The sequence below is a fragment of the Nostoc sp. CHAB 5715 genome (assembly GCF_020829685.1).
Taxonomy (GTDB): Bacteria; Cyanobacteriota; Cyanobacteriia; order Cyanobacteriales; family Nostocaceae; genus Nostoc.
Genome location: NZ_JAIVFR010000037.1, coordinates 1 through 15,553 on the forward strand (window position 1 = coordinate 1; position 15,553 = coordinate 15,553).

11 protein-coding genes and 1 pseudogene are annotated in these 15,553 nt (G+C 41.8%); 6 read left to right on the forward strand and 6 right to left on the reverse strand.

The window, feature by feature from the left end:
* Nucleotides 1-988: pseudogene (gene acsF / locus LC574_RS03765) on the reverse strand (magnesium-protoporphyrin IX monomethyl ester (oxidative) cyclase); the annotation flags it as partial.
* A 608-nt stretch (nt 989-1,596) separates the two neighbouring features.
* Nucleotides 1,597-2,247 (reverse strand): DUF2996 domain-containing protein, encoded by a 651-nt coding sequence (locus LC574_RS03770; protein WP_229451559.1) that lies wholly within the window; start codon nt 2,245-2,247, stop codon nt 1,597-1,599.
* Nucleotides 2,248-3,529: 1,282 nt separating this feature from the next.
* Here LC574_RS03770 and LC574_RS03775 point away from each other — a divergent pair.
* Both LC574_RS03775 and LC574_RS03780 read left to right on the forward strand, forming a co-directional pair.
* Nucleotides 3,530-4,468: a hypothetical protein gene (locus LC574_RS03775; RefSeq protein WP_229451560.1), complete on the forward strand. Its 939-nt coding sequence runs from the start codon at nt 3,530-3,532 to the stop codon at nt 4,466-4,468.
* Nucleotides 4,469-5,187: 719 nt separating this feature from the next.
* Nucleotides 5,188-6,147 (forward strand): hypothetical protein, encoded by a 960-nt coding sequence (locus LC574_RS03780; protein ID WP_229451566.1) that lies wholly within the window; start codon nt 5,188-5,190, stop codon nt 6,145-6,147.
* Between the two features lie 424 nt (nt 6,148-6,571).
* On the opposite strand, the gene LC574_RS03785 is transcribed toward LC574_RS03780, so the two are convergent.
* Complete coding sequence (locus LC574_RS03785; RefSeq protein ID WP_229451561.1) at nt 6,572-7,441, reverse strand: D-alanyl-D-alanine carboxypeptidase family protein; 870 nt, start codon at nt 7,439-7,441, stop codon at nt 6,572-6,574.
* A 399-nt stretch (nt 7,442-7,840) separates the two neighbouring features.
* Here LC574_RS03785 and mnmG point away from each other — a divergent pair, with 399 nt between their 5' ends.
* The 3 genes from mnmG to LC574_RS03795 all read left to right on the forward strand — a co-directional run bounded on the left by mnmG (nt 7,841) and on the right by LC574_RS03795 (nt 11,353).
* Entirely contained in the window at nt 7,841-9,784 is a 1,944-nt protein-coding gene (mnmG, locus tag LC574_RS03790; protein ID WP_229451562.1) for a tRNA uridine-5-carboxymethylaminomethyl(34) synthesis enzyme MnmG, read from the forward strand.
* A 26-nt stretch (nt 9,785-9,810) separates the two neighbouring features.
* Nucleotides 9,811-9,933, forward strand: a complete 123-nt coding sequence (locus LC574_RS37745; protein ID WP_267871396.1) for a hypothetical protein — start codon at nt 9,811-9,813, stop codon at nt 9,931-9,933.
* A 61-nt stretch (nt 9,934-9,994) separates the two neighbouring features.
* Nucleotides 9,995-11,353, forward strand: coding sequence for a hypothetical protein (locus tag LC574_RS03795; RefSeq protein ID WP_229451563.1), 1,359 nt, complete (start codon nt 9,995-9,997; stop codon nt 11,351-11,353).
* 195 nt (nt 11,354-11,548) lie between these two features.
* On the opposite strand, the gene LC574_RS03800 is transcribed toward LC574_RS03795, so the two are convergent.
* Complete coding sequence (locus LC574_RS03800) at nt 11,549-13,834, reverse strand: glycoside hydrolase family 10 protein (RefSeq protein WP_229451564.1); 2,286 nt, start codon at nt 13,832-13,834, stop codon at nt 11,549-11,551.
* Between the two features lie 415 nt (nt 13,835-14,249).
* Between LC574_RS03800 and LC574_RS03805 the strand changes: the two genes are divergently transcribed.
* The gene (locus LC574_RS03805) at nt 14,250-14,561 is read left to right on the forward strand and encodes a threonine dehydratase (RefSeq protein WP_229451565.1); all 312 of its coding nucleotides are present in this window, start codon (nt 14,250-14,252) and stop codon (nt 14,559-14,561) included.
* A gap of 128 nt (nt 14,562-14,689) precedes the next feature.
* On the opposite strand, the gene LC574_RS03810 is transcribed toward LC574_RS03805, so the two are convergent.
* Nucleotides 14,690-14,998: a PIN domain-containing protein gene (locus tag LC574_RS03810; protein ID WP_368736667.1), complete on the reverse strand. Its 309-nt coding sequence runs from the start codon at nt 14,996-14,998 to the stop codon at nt 14,690-14,692.
* Between the two features lie 58 nt (nt 14,999-15,056).
* Complete coding sequence (locus tag LC574_RS03815; RefSeq protein ID WP_306422077.1) at nt 15,057-15,305, reverse strand: hypothetical protein; 249 nt, start codon at nt 15,303-15,305, stop codon at nt 15,057-15,059.
* Nucleotides 15,306-15,553 lie beyond the last annotated feature (248 nt).

Consider the following 15,553-nt stretch of genomic DNA (forward strand, 5'->3'; position numbering starts at 1 on the left):
GGCAGTTTTTGGAAGATTTGCAGGAATTTGGGAGTGCTGGAGTTAGCGATCGCACCCAACTTTTCGTATTGCTTATACAAATATCCAACCGTTGATAAAACTCTGGATTCTCTACATCCAGCATCAGGGGGAACACTCGACCTGCATTTTCGTTAGTCTTCTTAATTACATGGATGTCGTATTCTCGCGCATCCAATCCAAGGGTGGCATAAAAGTCCTTGCGTTGGATGTCATTAAGATACATTGTCGCAAACACCGACAACAGGAAGAACCGACTCCACAGCCGTGCTTTCCAATCATTCAATATTTGCGGCTGGGATTTCATAATCGCATCAAAGAAATCGCCGTGACGGTTTTCATCTTGACACCAGTTCTCAAAGAACCGGAAGATTGGATAAACCCGGTCTTCGGGATGTGCTTCTAAATGGCGATAAATGGTGATGTAGCGCCAATAACCGATCTTCTCGGAAAGATAAGTAGCGTAGAAGATGAATTTCGGTTTAAAGAAGGTATAACTGCGACTCTTAGTCAAAAATCCTAAATCTAGGGACAGATTAAAGTCCGACAAAGCTTTGTTCAAAAAGCCAGCGTGACGTGCTTCATCCCGTGACATCAGGTTAAAACACTCTGCCAAGACGGGGCTTTTGCCTTTTAAGCGACGACCAAGTTCTTTATACAGTAAAAAGCCGGAAAACTCTGCCGTACACGAGCGTTCTAGAAACTCAACGAACAATCGGCGAGTTTCCCCGTCAATATGATCCCAGGATTGTTCAAACTCGGCATCCCGAACAAAGTGATGGCGGTTGTAGTCAGTGCGGAACTCTTCGAGAATGGCTTTTAACTCGTCTTCATTGACGGAGATATCCATCCGCGCCATTTCATCAAAATCGGTAGTATAAAACCGAGGTGTTAACAGGGTTTCTTTTGCCGGGACTTTAATCCCTGGCCGGATTTCTTCAAAGCCTGGTTTTTTAATGGAATCTACCATGTCTTGATTGCTCTTTCATCTTTATTATCTTAAGTAGACCCTTTGGGGTCGGCAGTTCCTCATGGAAAACCCCCAAGACCGGACTGCCTTACCAGAAAGCCAAGGGTAATGTTCTGTTAATGCGTAACAGCCCACAATAATCCAATTGTATAAAGTTCAGTCTACCAAGGTACGGGTTAGAAATTTGTAAGCAAAAGATTAAGAGTTGCAACAATCATTCAATATTTCTGGAACCAAAAATCGCCGATTAGTAGTCAAATAAACGTAGTTCAGCAATCAGCACTGTTACGATCAAGTAGAGTAGCACGTACTTCTTATATTCTCAAAGCACTGCTATCTCAGTAATTTTCCGCCAATCGAAGCGGCAGAAAGCAAAGGTGGTATTTTAACTGTCACTCAAGGCGTAAAGTTTACGGGAGCTAGCTTTGCTGAAGTGGAAGCTACTCTCAATGAAATGTACAAATCAGATTATGTCAGAATTGATAACGACCCCAATACTGGAGCCGTTATCTACCATTTCCATGAACTTTAAATTGTCCTTTGTCATTTGTCCTTTGTCTTTTGTAAAAAAAAACAATGACTAATGACCAATGACCAATGACCAATGACTAATTTATACCTAACCACTTTTGACCGCCTAAGCGCTGAACTAAGCCATATACCAACAAATCAAGGGTAATTTTGCGCTCATCGATTAAGAATGACTCAAGAGTGCTAGGTTTTTTGCCTTCATTACAGGAAAATCCCTTTTTCCCTTGAATATCTTCTTCTGGGAAATACAGGTTAAACTGACGCAGACCTGTTTCTTTCCAACTGCCGATAATTTGCCAGCATTCTTCGGCGGATTCAAAGCCAGTGATTGGCACTTTCTGCTTGGCAAAAGACACCTGTAAATCTTTCACGCCTTGTTGAGCGATCGCTTTTTGTAAAGCTGGCAAGTAATCTTGCTCAATGAACTCTACAAATGGCTTATCTTCAACAGATGGGGCTTTTTCCTTTTTGGCGGCTTTAGCTGCGGGTTTTTCTCCTGTTGCGGCTGCCGGTTTTTCTCGCTTGGGTGATGCAGCAGCTGGTTTAGCAGCATTAGGATTATCTTCGGGGTTTGCAGCTTTAGGATCTGGCGTGTTAGCACTAGGAAGGTCTGTGGCTTCGGGTGAGTCTGTACTAGGAGCGTGTTCTTCAGCCACACTGGGAGCTTGTTTGTCAACTGTGCTGGGAGCTACTTCTCCCGCTTGATTGTGATTGGTTGGGTCTGCCATTGCTCAGGTCAATCCTTTAATCTAGCTTTTGGAGCGATCGCTCACCTTGATGTATCGGGTATTTTTATTTTGACATACTAATGCAGCAGGGTAAAAATAACTGTGCAGTTAGAAATTTGCTAAAACCAATATATATAAAGATGCACATAACAAGATACCCCTGTAGTCCCGCCGATGCCTTGGGGGGTAAATACAGCTGATTTCAACTTGGTGAGGTACAACAATACCCCACCCGCGCTATCGCGCACCCTCCCCTTAAAAAGGGGAGGGTTGGGGAGGGGTATACCTCATGTAGTTGCAAAACGCTATGCACCCTCACAAAGAATTGGTATAAAACCAGAGGAAAAATTTGATTGCATTTAGGTTGCGATGTCTGACAAAAAGCCCAAAGCAACGGAAACGTCTCCGGCTTGGCGCTGTGCGTTTGTTTACGCCCTAGCAAAAGTCTGATTTAGTCCTCCACAAAAGCCATTAAAGTTTTTGCAGAATCAGGTTAAAGGGCAAAGGAAAAGAGATGAGATTTTCTTTTTACCTTTGCGCTTTAACCTTTTTTTATTCTTTTTGTTAAAGGTACTTTCAAGTCAACAGGACTAAGACTTACGCACTGTAGAAATTAATCATGGTATGAATTTACCAAAATAGGTTTTTTCAGGCTTTTATTGAGCATTTTTTGATAGTAAATACACCCGCACTTTAGGGGTAATTAATAAATTAGCCCTAAGACAGATGTGGTCTTTTAAATCATCCTTATTGGGTATTTATTGTCAATGCGTAAGTCCTTATGCCAATAGCGATCGCCTGCGAAGATTAAATCGTTTAATAGCTCTTAAAACAGTCGAGTGATGCTTACATAAGTGAGTAAAAATAATCAGTAGCTACTAAACTTTAACCGAGATATCATGAAATCTTAACATTACTCAAATATAGTGTTAATAAGATGATTCCAAATACAGTTTTTAACCTTAAAATTTGACTTTGAATCGGCAAATCAAAGACTCTTTTCTCTTTGTTCATTGAGCAAATAGTAACTATAACACTATTGAGTTAAGTTGTCTTAGCCTGTTTCGAGTCTAAGTTTTAGTAGTGTTTCAGTTGTGCAAGCTTATAGGCTATATAAGCAAAGTTAAAGTAATGCAAACTAGTTTTAACTTTTAGCCTGCAAAGGTTAGCTTTGTTTGTGTCGTTAAAGACTTTTAGCCAAATAGCAATTTGCACATTTGGAATGCTGCATATTTGGAATGTTCCCAAAAGTTTAACAGTTTGAATTAAGGAGAAAATTCTCATGGTTCTTTACGGCTATACCATTGGAGATGCGGATATCAATCCTAGCCAAGGTGGAGAACAATTCGCAGTTTACCGCTTCCCCATAAGCCCCCTTGCTACTACTCCCCAAAAAGTAGGCGAAATCACTGCTGCGAATATTCCTAACGCAGACCTAGAAGGTTTGGGAACTAACCCCATTACCGGAAGGGTAAGTGCGATTAACGAAGCACGTGCCTCTGATTCTACAACAGCTGGTCCTGTTATTCGGGTTAATAATGTAGATCAGCCTTTTGCTCCAGCTAGTGCGTCACCAACACCTACACCATCTGACCTACGTCGTTTTGGGTTTGACTCAGGTGCTGACTTTAATAGTAGTGCTCTATACAACATTTCAGGGAATGGTGATACCAATAATGGGGTAGTAGGTAGCTCTCTTTATAGAATTACCACAGCTAATCCTGGAACTATTAGCCTTGTAGACGCCTTTGGCCCAGCTACTACTGCTGCACAAAGACAAGGAACTCAACCTACCAACTCTCAATTTGCCGATGGATTAGCTATCGACAATCTCAATCCTGGTTCTACTCGTGCTTTTGCTAGCGATTTCAGGACTAGTGATGGAGATGGGAACCAGCTTTATAAAGTTGATCTGCTCACTGGTCAGCTATCTGCACCGATTGCTTTGAGAACTCCTTCAGGGCAACCTCTGAATGTCAACGAAGATTCTGGATTGGCATTTACTAACAGCGGATCTCAAAGATTGTTGGCTTTGCTGGAAAATGGTGCTGTGTATGAGATCACAGGCTACCAAGATGAACTTAATGCAACAGGTATAGGTAGTCCCACCAGACCTCCTGGCGATGGCTTTGCAACCGCCACCTTACTTGGTAACGTTAATTTACCAAGTGCTGTAAGTGGAGCCATTGATTATGAAGGCTTTACGATTGTTAATGAATAACAGTCGTTAGGATACTCTTTCTTCAACTCTTGTAAAACTACTTTTATAAGAGTTGAAGAACGGAGCTAAAGATAAAAAAAGTTTTATTTGCTAAACTACCTGTACTTTTTGTAGAGATTAACTGTATTTTCTTTTGAAATTTATTCTATCCTCTAACCCTTTTTTAATTCTTTTTGTTAAAGGTACTTTGAAGTGAACAGGGCAATAGCGATCGCCTGCGAAGATTCAATCGTTTAATAGCTATTAAAACAGTCGAGTTATGCTTGCATCAGCCAGGGAAAACAATCAGTAGCTACTAAAACTTAACTAAATATCATCAAATCTTAACAATTAGAAAAGCTTTTCTTAATATTACTAAAATATAGTCTTATTAAGATGATTCCAAATACAGTTTTTAACCTTAAAATTTGACTTTGAATCGGCAAATCAAAGACTCTTTTCTCTTTGTTCATTGAGCAAATAGTAACTAGAACAGTATTGAGTTAAGTTGTCTTAGCCTGTTTCGAGTCTAAGTTTTAGTAGTATTTCAATTTTGCAAGCTTATAGGCTATATAAGCAAAGTAAAATAACGTAGACTAACTTTAAATCTTAGTTTGGGGAAGTTAGCTTTGTTTGTGTCGTTAAAGACTTTTAGCCAGATAGCAATTTGCACATTTGGAATGCTGCATATTTGGAATGTTCCCAAAAGTTTAACAGGTTTCAACAAGGAGAAAATTCTCATGGTTCTTTACGGCTATACCATTGGAGATCAGGATATCAATCCTAGCCAAGCTGGAGAACAATTCGCAGTTTATCGCTTCCCCATAAGCCCCCTTGCTACTACTCCCCAAAAAGTAGGCGAAATCACTGCTGCGAATATTAATAACGCAGAACTAGAAGGTTTGGGAACTAACCCCGCTACCGGAAGGGCAAGTGCGGTTAACGAAGCGCGTGGTCCTAATACAATACCTGGTCCTGCTGTTGTCGTTAATAATGTAGATGTGCCTTTTGCTCCAGCTAGTGTGTCACCAAGACCTACACCATCCGACCTACGTCGTTTTGGGTTTGACTCAGGTGCTGACTTTGGACGTGACTATTCAGTAGCTGGTCAACCAATTGTTCTATACAACATTTCAGGGGATGCTGAGACGCCAGTAGGAAGCTCTCTTTATAAAATTACTACAGCTAACCCTAGAACTATTAGCCTTGTAGACGGCTTTGGCGCACCTACTACTGCTGCACAAAGACAAGGAACTCAACCTACCAACCCTGGAAAACATGCCGATGGATTAGCTATCGACAATCTCAATCCTGGTAGAACTCGCGCTCTTGCTAGTGATTTCACCAGTGGTGATGGAGATGGGAACCAGCTTTACAAAGTAGATTTGCTCACTGGTGAGCTATCTGCACCGATTACTTTGAGAACTCCTTCAGGGCAAGCTCTGAATCTGGACTTAGATTCTGGATTGGCATTTACTAACAGCGGATCTCAAAGATTGTTCACTTTGCTGGAAAATGGTGCTGTCTATGAGATCACAGGCTACCAAGATGAACTTGCTGCATCAGGTCTAGGTTTAGGTAGTGCTACCGGTTCTAATGGTGCTGGCTTTGCAACCGCCCGCTTACTTGGTAACGTTAATTTACCAACTCCTACGCCTGGAGCCATTGATTATGAAGGCTTTACGATTGTTAATGAATAACAGTCGTTAGGATACTCTTTGTTCAACTCTTGTAAAAGTAGTTTTACAAGAGTTGAAGAACGGAGCTAAAGAAGATAAAAAAAGTTTTATTTGCTAAACTACCTATAATTTTTGTAGAGACTAACTGGATTTTTATTTTTAAATTTATTCAATCTATTCAATTACTTATAAAAACTTGATGCTTATGTATGAGTGCAGGGAGTTATATCATGTCCGTTTGATTGCTTACTAAATCCTAAGAACCCCACCCCCCCAAAGCTACGCTTCGTCTCCCCTCCCGAAGAGCGGGGAGGGGTTGGGGGTGAGGTGTAATGACTGTGGGAATCATAACTAATTATCCGGACTTGATATTAGATAGCAATCCGATTTATCGCATGAAAAATCTAATAAGCACGTCTATTTGTGTGCTAAATAATATTAATAATTAAAGTGGCGTAATCCAATAGGTAATGCCCTGGACAACTTGTTTGTTAAAACCAAACAGAGGTAAATTATCTTCAGTTAAACCCACATAAGTCCAATGTGGAACATCATTTTGTACAGTTTGAAACCAACCATTTTGATTAAGAGCTTTTCTTTGTTCTTTGCTACTTACACGTAAATCAATTGCTAATCCCCAGAGATGTTGTGAAGTTCCAGGAGGTGCAACCACACCGAGAATTTTTGTTTCTTTGCCCTGTTGAACTTTTGCCAAAACTTGATTGTTAGCATATTTGTGCCAAAATTTTAAATTAGTGTTGAAAGTGCGAGTACAATCACTAGAACCATAACCAGATTTTAGCGGTATCCGTTGTTGTATTCGCGCTTTATTTAAAGCATCAGCCGCCGATTTTTGTAAGTAACAGTCGTTAGTGTCATTAACATGATCCATTGTTAAAGTATCTTGAAACTCTCGGGTTTCTTGTTCATTAGCAAAGATATTTTTTTGCGGTAGTTTAATCCCGACATCTTGATTTACAAAGACTGCGCCATAGGTTCGCAGCAAAATATATTCATAAGTACCAGGCTGGGGAACTGTGAGTAATTTTCTAGCGATCGCAGATAAAAAACGCTGTTTAGCATTTAATTTTAAATCGGGAATAAATGGTTCTGATGTTGTCTTTTTATAGGGATCTGTACAAGATAACGAATCAGTACTCAAGCATCCGTTTAATGGTTGGGCGGTTATAGCAACTTTATGGTGGGTAATCTCATTACTAGCTACTAGTATAAAAATTATCAAAATAACTATACTGATGAAAGTTGCCTTTCTAATAATTATAGTAATATTTTTCTTTTGGAGGGTAAGTTTCATTTCTAAATAATTGCTGAGTTGATTCAAGAATAAAATTCACAAGGTTTTAGCAAATATTTCTTATTGCTCAGTTAAAAATACAAATTAATTATTTTTCGGTTTTGAACTATAGTTTCATCCAAATTACCAGCAATATCTAATATATACCAGTAAAACTTTTCAATTGGTGTTAATTAATGACTAAATATGTGAACAATAGTTGTAATTAACAACCCAAAACGTTGCCATAAAATTTCAAAAATATTATGTTTTTTGCTGAGTACTCAAGTTTAAAAATGGAAACTTGTCTTTAATTAAGTACTAGTAAATTTGATAACTTTTTTATCATAAAGATACATCCATGAAACCACTGGAACAGTTAAAATTGAAAAGAACTCTCAGCTTGCTGATCCTGTAAGTATGACCATGCACAATTCCGTTGAATTCCAAGACGCTTTTGATGTCATAGTCGTCGGTGCAGGTCACTCCGGTTGCGAAGCAGCTCTCGCCTCTGCACGCCTCGGTTGTCGTACCCTGCTATTGACGCTCAACTTGGATAAAATCGCTTGGCAACCTTGTAACCCAGCAGTGGGTGGCCCGGCCAAATCTCAGTTGACTCATGAGGTAGATGCACTCGGCGGGGAAATTGGTAAAGTAGCAGACCGCACCTACCTACAAAAACGTATCCTCAACTCTTCACGGGGGCCTGCTGTTTGGGCATTACGCGCCCAGACAGACAAGCGCGAATATGCAGCAGTGATGAAGAATATTGTCGAGAACCAAGAAAACTTGACAATCCGTGAAAGTATGGCAACAGATTTGGTACTGGGTGCTAACGGTGAAGTTATCGGCGTTGAAACTTATTTTGGTGTAGGGTTCCAATGTAAAGCAGTGATCTTGACAACTGGCACCTTCCTCGGAGGGAAAATTTGGGTTGGTAACAAATCAATGCCAGCCGGACGTGCAGGGGAGTTTGCGGCTGAAGGATTGACACAAACCCTAAATCGCCTGGGATTTGAAACCGGAAGACTCAAAACTGGAACTCCAGCCCGGGTAGACAAGCGATCGGTAAATTATAGTAAAATGCTCATCCAGCCAGGGGATGAAGATGTACGCTGGTTTAGCTTTGACCCGGATGCGTGGGTAGAACGGGAACAGATGCCTTGCTACATCACCCGCACAACTGCCGAAACCCATCGCCTAATTCAGGAAAATTTGCACCTGTCGCCAGTTTATGGCGGTTGGGTGGAAGCGAAAGGGCCGCGTTATTGTCCCAGTATTGAAGATAAAATTGTGCGCTTTGCCGATAAGGAAAGCCATCAAATCTTTATTGAACCAGAAGGACGGGATATACCCGAACTTTATATCCAAGGGTTTTCCACAGGGTTGCCAGAAAATTTGCAACTGCAAATGTTGCGGACTCTCCCCGGTTTAGAAAAATGTGTGATGCTTCGTCCAGCGTATGCTGTGGAATATGACTATTTACCTGCAACTCAGTGTTACCCCACACTGATGACTAAGAAGATTGCCGGACTGTTTTGTGCTGGGCAGATTAACGGCACTACAGGTTATGAAGAAGCTGCTGCCCAAGGGCTTGTGGCGGGAATTAACGCCGCTCGATTTGTTCGTTCTCAAGAAATGATTGTCTTTGCCCGCGAGCAAAGTTACATTGGAACGCTAGTTGATGACTTGTGTACAAAAGACCTGCGGGAACCTTACCGCATGCTTACCAGTAGGTCTGAGTACCGATTGATATTGCGTTCTGACAATGCCGACCAACGCTTGACACCCTTGGGACGGGAAATCGGTTTAATTGACGATCGCCGATGGGATCTATTTACCCAAAAGCAAGCCAATATTACCACAGAAAAGCAAAGATTGCAAGCCATACGAGTCAAAGAACATGATGAAATAGGAATAGCGATCGCATCTAATACCCAGCAATTAATCAAAGGTTCAATTACCCTCAATGACTTGCTGCGGCGTCCAGGATTCCATTACGTTGACCTCGACAGGTTCGGACTAGGAAACCCCAACCTCAACCGCGCCCAGAAAGAAGGCGCAGAAATTGACATCAAGTATTCTGGCTATCTCGCTAGGCAACAAAATCAGATTGACCAAATTGCCCGCCAAGCGCATCGCCAGTTACCTGCGGATTTAGATTATACAACAATTGATACTCTTTCCAAAGAGGCACGGGAAAAGCTAACTCACGTAAAACCACTCACTCTTGGTCAAGCTGCACGTATAGGTGGTGTAAACCCAGCCGATGTTAACGCTTTATTATTATATTTAGAATTGCGTAGAACCAAGAGCCAGTCGGAGTTTCCAGCGTTAGCTTCACACAAACTTGATAAAGACTGAGTATAGTAGTAGGGAGGGAGATTGGTATGATAGATGACATAAATATTAGTAATGGCATCATCAACAATCTCCAGATTAAAGTTGACTTTAATACCAACGCTCAACCAACTCGTCTCAATCAGACGGCAGATTGGATATTTTATCTGTAATCCTAATTCCCAGGCAGTAGGCGCGGCGTTTCCTCGTCCTAGCAACAAAGATAGAAAGTCTATGTTACAAGAAGCCAGCACCCGTCTCATAGTACCGGAACCATCAGAAGACTTAATCGCCAACGAGCCTTGGTCGATAGAAAACTATGCTGATGGTCTAATGGATGAACTCTTTGCCGATATCGACTCCATTCTGGATGTTAGTAGTAATCTGCTTTCTCAAACCGTTAGGCACAGTAGGCAGAAGAAATCGAACCAGTCTGTTGCTGGGGTTTCTCCCCAACCTCAACGCCAGTCGCCTCCAGAAAACGTGGTGCAAACTGTTATGACGATGCCGCAGATTATCTTACCGAACACACTGAACCAACCAGTGCAGTCAGTTGCTCAAGATAACCACAAACACTTGAGTACCGTTGTATTTGACACCGCTACCATAAAAAGAGCTAGTAGAAAGCGTCCCAAAAGTAGTCAGAATTTGGGCAAACTGCTGATGGTGGGAACAACTTTAGGCGTGGCGATCGCTGGTACTATCTACCTAGTACAGTCTGGAGTCGTATATCTTTTAAATCCCAACTTGACCCAGCCAGCTGTTCTAATGCCGCAACCGCAGTCACAGTTGCCAACAAAAGTAGAAATTGAGGCAGATTTGGTTGACTACATGCTGCAAGCGCTGGCAGTTATAGATAAGCAAGAAGTAAAAAGCAATCAAAAATCTGCCAGCCCAGGATTCTCTACTCAGGCAAATACTAACCAAATAGCCCTTGGTAACAGGCAAACAACTGCTAATCTACCACCACTTCCACTTCTAGCTAACAATACACCACCAGCCCCAAACCGTTCTGGAAAGGTTGTTGAGCGCATCTACGTTCCCGTTTATCAAGCGCCGTCGCCCATGCGCTACGCACTGCCGGTCATTCCTGAGACTCCCACACTTTTACCACAAGTTGCCAGTGCGTTACAGGAATCTCAACCGAATGTTGTGAAAAATGCCCTGAATACGGTGCGACAAGCTGCCAAGCCTGTAACTGTCAACATGTTAGCTGCGGCTGTAAGAGCCGAACTTAAACCTGTAGCTGCGAAAACTGCACCGATTATCGTGCGGCAAACACCCAGCCCTCTGCCTGCATTACCAGTAGTTCCATTACGTGAAGCACTTGCCCCATCAGAACCAACTATTACCCAGGAACAAGTATATCCGGCAGTTGCGATCGCAGATGCTCCTAGTAATACCTTAGAAGGATTACTAGAGTTAGGCAATAAATCTGCCGCTTTGTTTAAAATTGATGGCGTGACTCGCCACATCAATATGGGTGAAAGTATCGGCTCAAGCGGTTGGACATTAGTAGATGTGAGTAATGGTGAAGCTGTTATCCGCCGTAACGGCGAAGTGCGATCGATTTACGCAGGGCAGAAATTATAATAAGCTGTTTAAACCTCTCTCTTGTAGCCCATCAAGCCAACTTTGCTTCGTAAATCAAAATCAATGCGATAGACCACTAGTGGTCTGTATCACATTAGTTCTGAGGGAGCAAATCTTGACTTTTGAATGCGTGACTTTTGACTTTTGACTTCCCCGTTCGCGCAGCGTCCCGTAGGGAAGGGGTTGACTTACCTTTTACCGCCGATTGCGAAAACCTTGTCTTCCATTAACTTGGTCAAAAAGTACATCGTATTTATCAAAAAATGCGATGCCAGTATTTACAAATATAGGAAGTTCTGCTTGTGGCGAGATACTCAAATTCCAGCGATTAAATCCGTCGCGGGTTCCTGGTGTCACACTATAATCAAAAATGCCATTAATTGCTATTTTTAGAGCATTTGCTGAACGTAACACTCCTGGTTTGAGTTTACCTGCTGTGGAAGCTGACTTGAATTGAGTCAAACCATTAATAGTTCCAGTATCAGCGATTGTTGTGCCATTACAAGAATTTTTAGCAGAACTCCCAGCAAGAGTTAAACAAACTTTACTCAGTCGAGAGTCCCATATGTTACCAGGTACACCATTTATTTCGCTTTGTTGACTCCAAGGAGCCATTTTGAAACCTGCTTGATTATCAGCAGTTAAACCGAGGATTAAACTGCCATTCTTGTTACTATCACCATTTCCAATGACTATAAATCCGTTACTCAGATTGCCTGGTAATTTTCTCAACGGATTATAGAGAAGTGACTTTTCAAAATAGTTTACACCGATAATACCAGAAAATGGTACACCACTCTTTGCTGAACAATTAGGCTTTTGGGCAGTACATTGGCGACTAGTAACAATCTGTACCGGAACGGGTTCTGCGGCGGGAAGCAAACCAAACCGGATATTAGTATAAACTAATTCTCCCTCCAGGATAGTACCATCATTTAATACCTCCTTGATATTTTGGCCTGTTCTGCGGATAGGGGCATTACCTAAAAACTCTTTGGGAACTCGCAGCCCTGCTGACCCTGTATCTAATAAGATACGCCTTGGTTGACCACCTGCGATCGCCATTTCCAAAAAATAGCCGCGAACACGTTGACCGAGGGAAGGTTTTGTGTATAAAGGTAGGGATATGGTATCAAAAGTTGGCTTGCGGGGTGTATTTTGGGAGATATCGCGCAACGCTGGGTTTGGGTAAAGAGCCGCAAATGCTGACTGTCGTTGCGCTGCTGGTTCAGGCGCGATATCCCAAAGGCTTTCGTAGTAGAAAAAGCCGATACCTAAACCGCGTTGTTGTGCTGCTTGCACCTGGGATTGGATTTGTGGCATGGAAACTGGGCGATTTCGTAACCCCGCCATAATACCGATACCAGTTGGGATGACTTGTTTTGTTTCTAAAATTTCTGGGCGGTTAATTTGAGCGATAAAACTTTCTAAATCATTACGGTACACTTGCATAACCAACTCATCGACAATACCCAACCGTACCCAGTTGAGCCAGTCTTGCAGTTGCAGCTTGTAGGCGAAATCATAATAATTAGGAGCAACTGAGAAAATAGCATTCGGTTTTCTAGCTTTCACAGTTTGCTGGAGGTCTACCATGAATGTAGTGATTTTATCTGCCCGCCATTTTATCCATGCTTGAGCTTGGGGATTGGGTGGGGGAGGATTGCCAGTTTCTTGAGTATATAGATTAATTGTGTATTTATCGTAACCAAAATCTACAGGTAAACTCGTATGGTCGTCAAATTGAACGCCATCAGCATCGTATTGAGTAATGACTTCCATCACGAGTTCGGTGATAAACTTTTGCACCTCCGGGTGAAACGGATTTAACCACGCTACTTCACCCGCAGCACTAATTGAAGTTTGAGTCTCATCCGACTTTTGTGTTAGCCAATCTGGATGCTCAGATGCGAGTTCCGAAGTTAGGGGAACCATGAAACCAAATTCAAACCAAGGTATTGCTAGTAAGCCTTCTCTGCGGGCTTGGCTGATTATGTCTGCAATTACATCTTGTCCATCTGTTCCCTTGAAGAAGAAAGGAATACCCATTTTTTGCATGATGGCGCTGGGGTAATATGTATAGCCATCGTTCCATACTACTGGATAAACAGTGTTAAAGTTTAACTGCCGCAGTTGGCTCATGGTTGCAAGCACCTGCGAGCGATTTCGGAAAACGCTAAAATCGTTACCACTCAGCCACACCCCCCGAATTTCCTGACGAGGTTGAGGAGGTAGTTGGGCAACAGCAGGGGCAAAGCTGTTGAGTAGCAATACCGCAAGAAATGATATTAGACATAATAATGGCAGCAGACGCTTCCTTAAAAGCCACCAACCTTGATGAAGGGGACTAGCTGCAACTCTACCAGACGCTTTACGAAGCTTGCTACGACATAGGAGTAAGCCTCTACGCACAGGCTTAAATAGTAAGTTAGTTAGAGTAGTATTAATTTTTATGCTTTTTTCCCAGAACTGAGTTGTCATTACTTCTGCTTACTAAATGAGGTTAATTGGTTATATTTCTAGGACTTACGCAAAAATCGCCCAAAAGCTTAATTTATCGAACCGCCAAGACGCCAAGAACGCCAAGAATTCGTAGAGCGTGCGTAAGTCCTAATTTCATTCCATATCAACGTTAAATTGCTGCATCAGGAAAACTGATACAGTAATTTAGCTGCAAGATAGTTGACGCAGTTATAAGGTTAGTAGTGCCAAGTACAAAAAACTCCACGCCACTTGCTCTCTGGAGTTTCCCGCCGCTTTCGATAAATGTTTCAATGTAACCTGTAATATATTTTCGCTGCTCTCACGCCTACGCCTGGTAGATTTTTTGCATAGCACCATTCCTGCTATTGGAATTAAGTCACAATAATAATAGGCAATCATAGAGGGTGCTGTTATGTTTCGTCTAACTCAAACTGTTCGGAACTTGTTCCTTCGTCTTCAAGGCTTGTTTGGTGTTTTATTCCAAAGTGTTTCTAATTTTTTGGGAAATTTATTTGGTTTTTTTGCCAACCTGTTCGGATTTACTAAGTCTGGTTATTTCTTGGAATCTGATCAGACGCAAGGTATAAAGCAAACTTCTGCAAAAGAGCCAATTGAAACGAATCAGGATAACACTCCTAAAATTTCCGCCACTACCCCCCGTCGTTCTAATGCCAAAATTGACGACTACTTCCTCAATATGGCTCGTGATGTAAAAAAGAATTAACAAAAGCCAGCAATTGGAGGGTAATCTTAGTGCAGCTTTCGCGGAGCGTCTCGTAGAGAAGCTCGCCTTAGGCATCGCTTTCCCACGGTAAGATCATCTCAATTAGGCTTGACTGCTGACTCAGGAGGCTACCAATTAATTACTGTTAAAATTGTTACCTTCGCAAACTCTTGATCGGCAGTCACCAAACTTGCTGAATTTTGGATCGCCATTGCTGCAATAATTGCATCTGGTAGTTTCAACCGATATTGCTGGCGAATTTCAATGATTTTCTTAATCAAAACAGCATCACTCGCCACTAAATTGACAACCTCAACTCGTTGCAAAAACTGCTCAAAAAGCTGACGATCCTCTTGACTCAGCCCAGAAAACGCGATAAATTCAATTTGGCTAATAACTGAAACTCCAATCCAATCAGCATCTTGGAGTAATTGAATAAGCTAAGAATTTCCTTGAAGCAGAGCTACTATCGCATTCGTATCCAAGACGTAGCGATTACCACTCATCGCGTAGATTCCTCTGCATTGCTACCGCATCTCCTTGCCAAGTTAATCGCCCCACCAAATCAGAGAAATCATAACTAGGTTGCTGCTTTTCCTCTGACGAAACTGGATTCAAAACAACTACAATGTTCACTTCAACCGCCGCTAACTGCGTTGGGATATTAAGATTTAAATATCCTGATTCATCGATTTTAGTTGTAAGTTTTAAAACTTCCATTGCCAAATAATTAGTAAACCTCATCTTATTCTAGATTTTGTAGAGGGAACATTGCTCAATCAGATACCCAGAACCCCGATTTTTTTGAAAAGTCGGGGTTCTTGTGCCTCATATTTGATAAAACTAGGCATATACTCGCAATTCATATAGGACTAATATTTAATTTCTGAAAAAGCTCGGTACAGATCGAAAAGCCTAATTCCCTACTCCCTACTCCCCACTCCCCACTCCCCGCCCACGTAGATAATTTCAAAAATCAAATACGATTCCTA

Coding starts and splice junctions, on each gene's coding strand:
- LC574_RS03815 (WP_306422077.1), bottom strand. CDS start 15,305: ATGAGGTTTACTAATTATTTGGCAATGGAAGTTTTAAAACTTACAACT.
- LC574_RS37745 (WP_267871396.1), top strand. CDS start 9,811: ATGATAGATGACATAAATATTAGTAATGGCATCATCAACAATCTCCAG.
- LC574_RS03800 (WP_229451564.1), bottom strand. CDS start 13,834: ATGACAACTCAGTTCTGGGAAAAAAGCATAAAAATTAATACTACTCTA.
- LC574_RS03775 (WP_229451560.1), top strand. CDS start 3,530: ATGGTTCTTTACGGCTATACCATTGGAGATGCGGATATCAATCCTAGC.
- LC574_RS03795 (WP_229451563.1), top strand. CDS start 9,995: ATGTTACAAGAAGCCAGCACCCGTCTCATAGTACCGGAACCATCAGAA.
- mnmG (WP_229451562.1), top strand. CDS start 7,841: ATGACCATGCACAATTCCGTTGAATTCCAAGACGCTTTTGATGTCATA.
- LC574_RS03770 (WP_229451559.1), bottom strand. CDS start 2,247: ATGGCAGACCCAACCAATCACAATCAAGCGGGAGAAGTAGCTCCCAGC.
- LC574_RS03780 (WP_229451566.1), top strand. CDS start 5,188: ATGGTTCTTTACGGCTATACCATTGGAGATCAGGATATCAATCCTAGC.
- LC574_RS03805 (WP_229451565.1), top strand. CDS start 14,250: ATGTTTCGTCTAACTCAAACTGTTCGGAACTTGTTCCTTCGTCTTCAA.
- LC574_RS03785 (WP_229451561.1), bottom strand. CDS start 7,441: ATGAAACTTACCCTCCAAAAGAAAAATATTACTATAATTATTAGAAAG.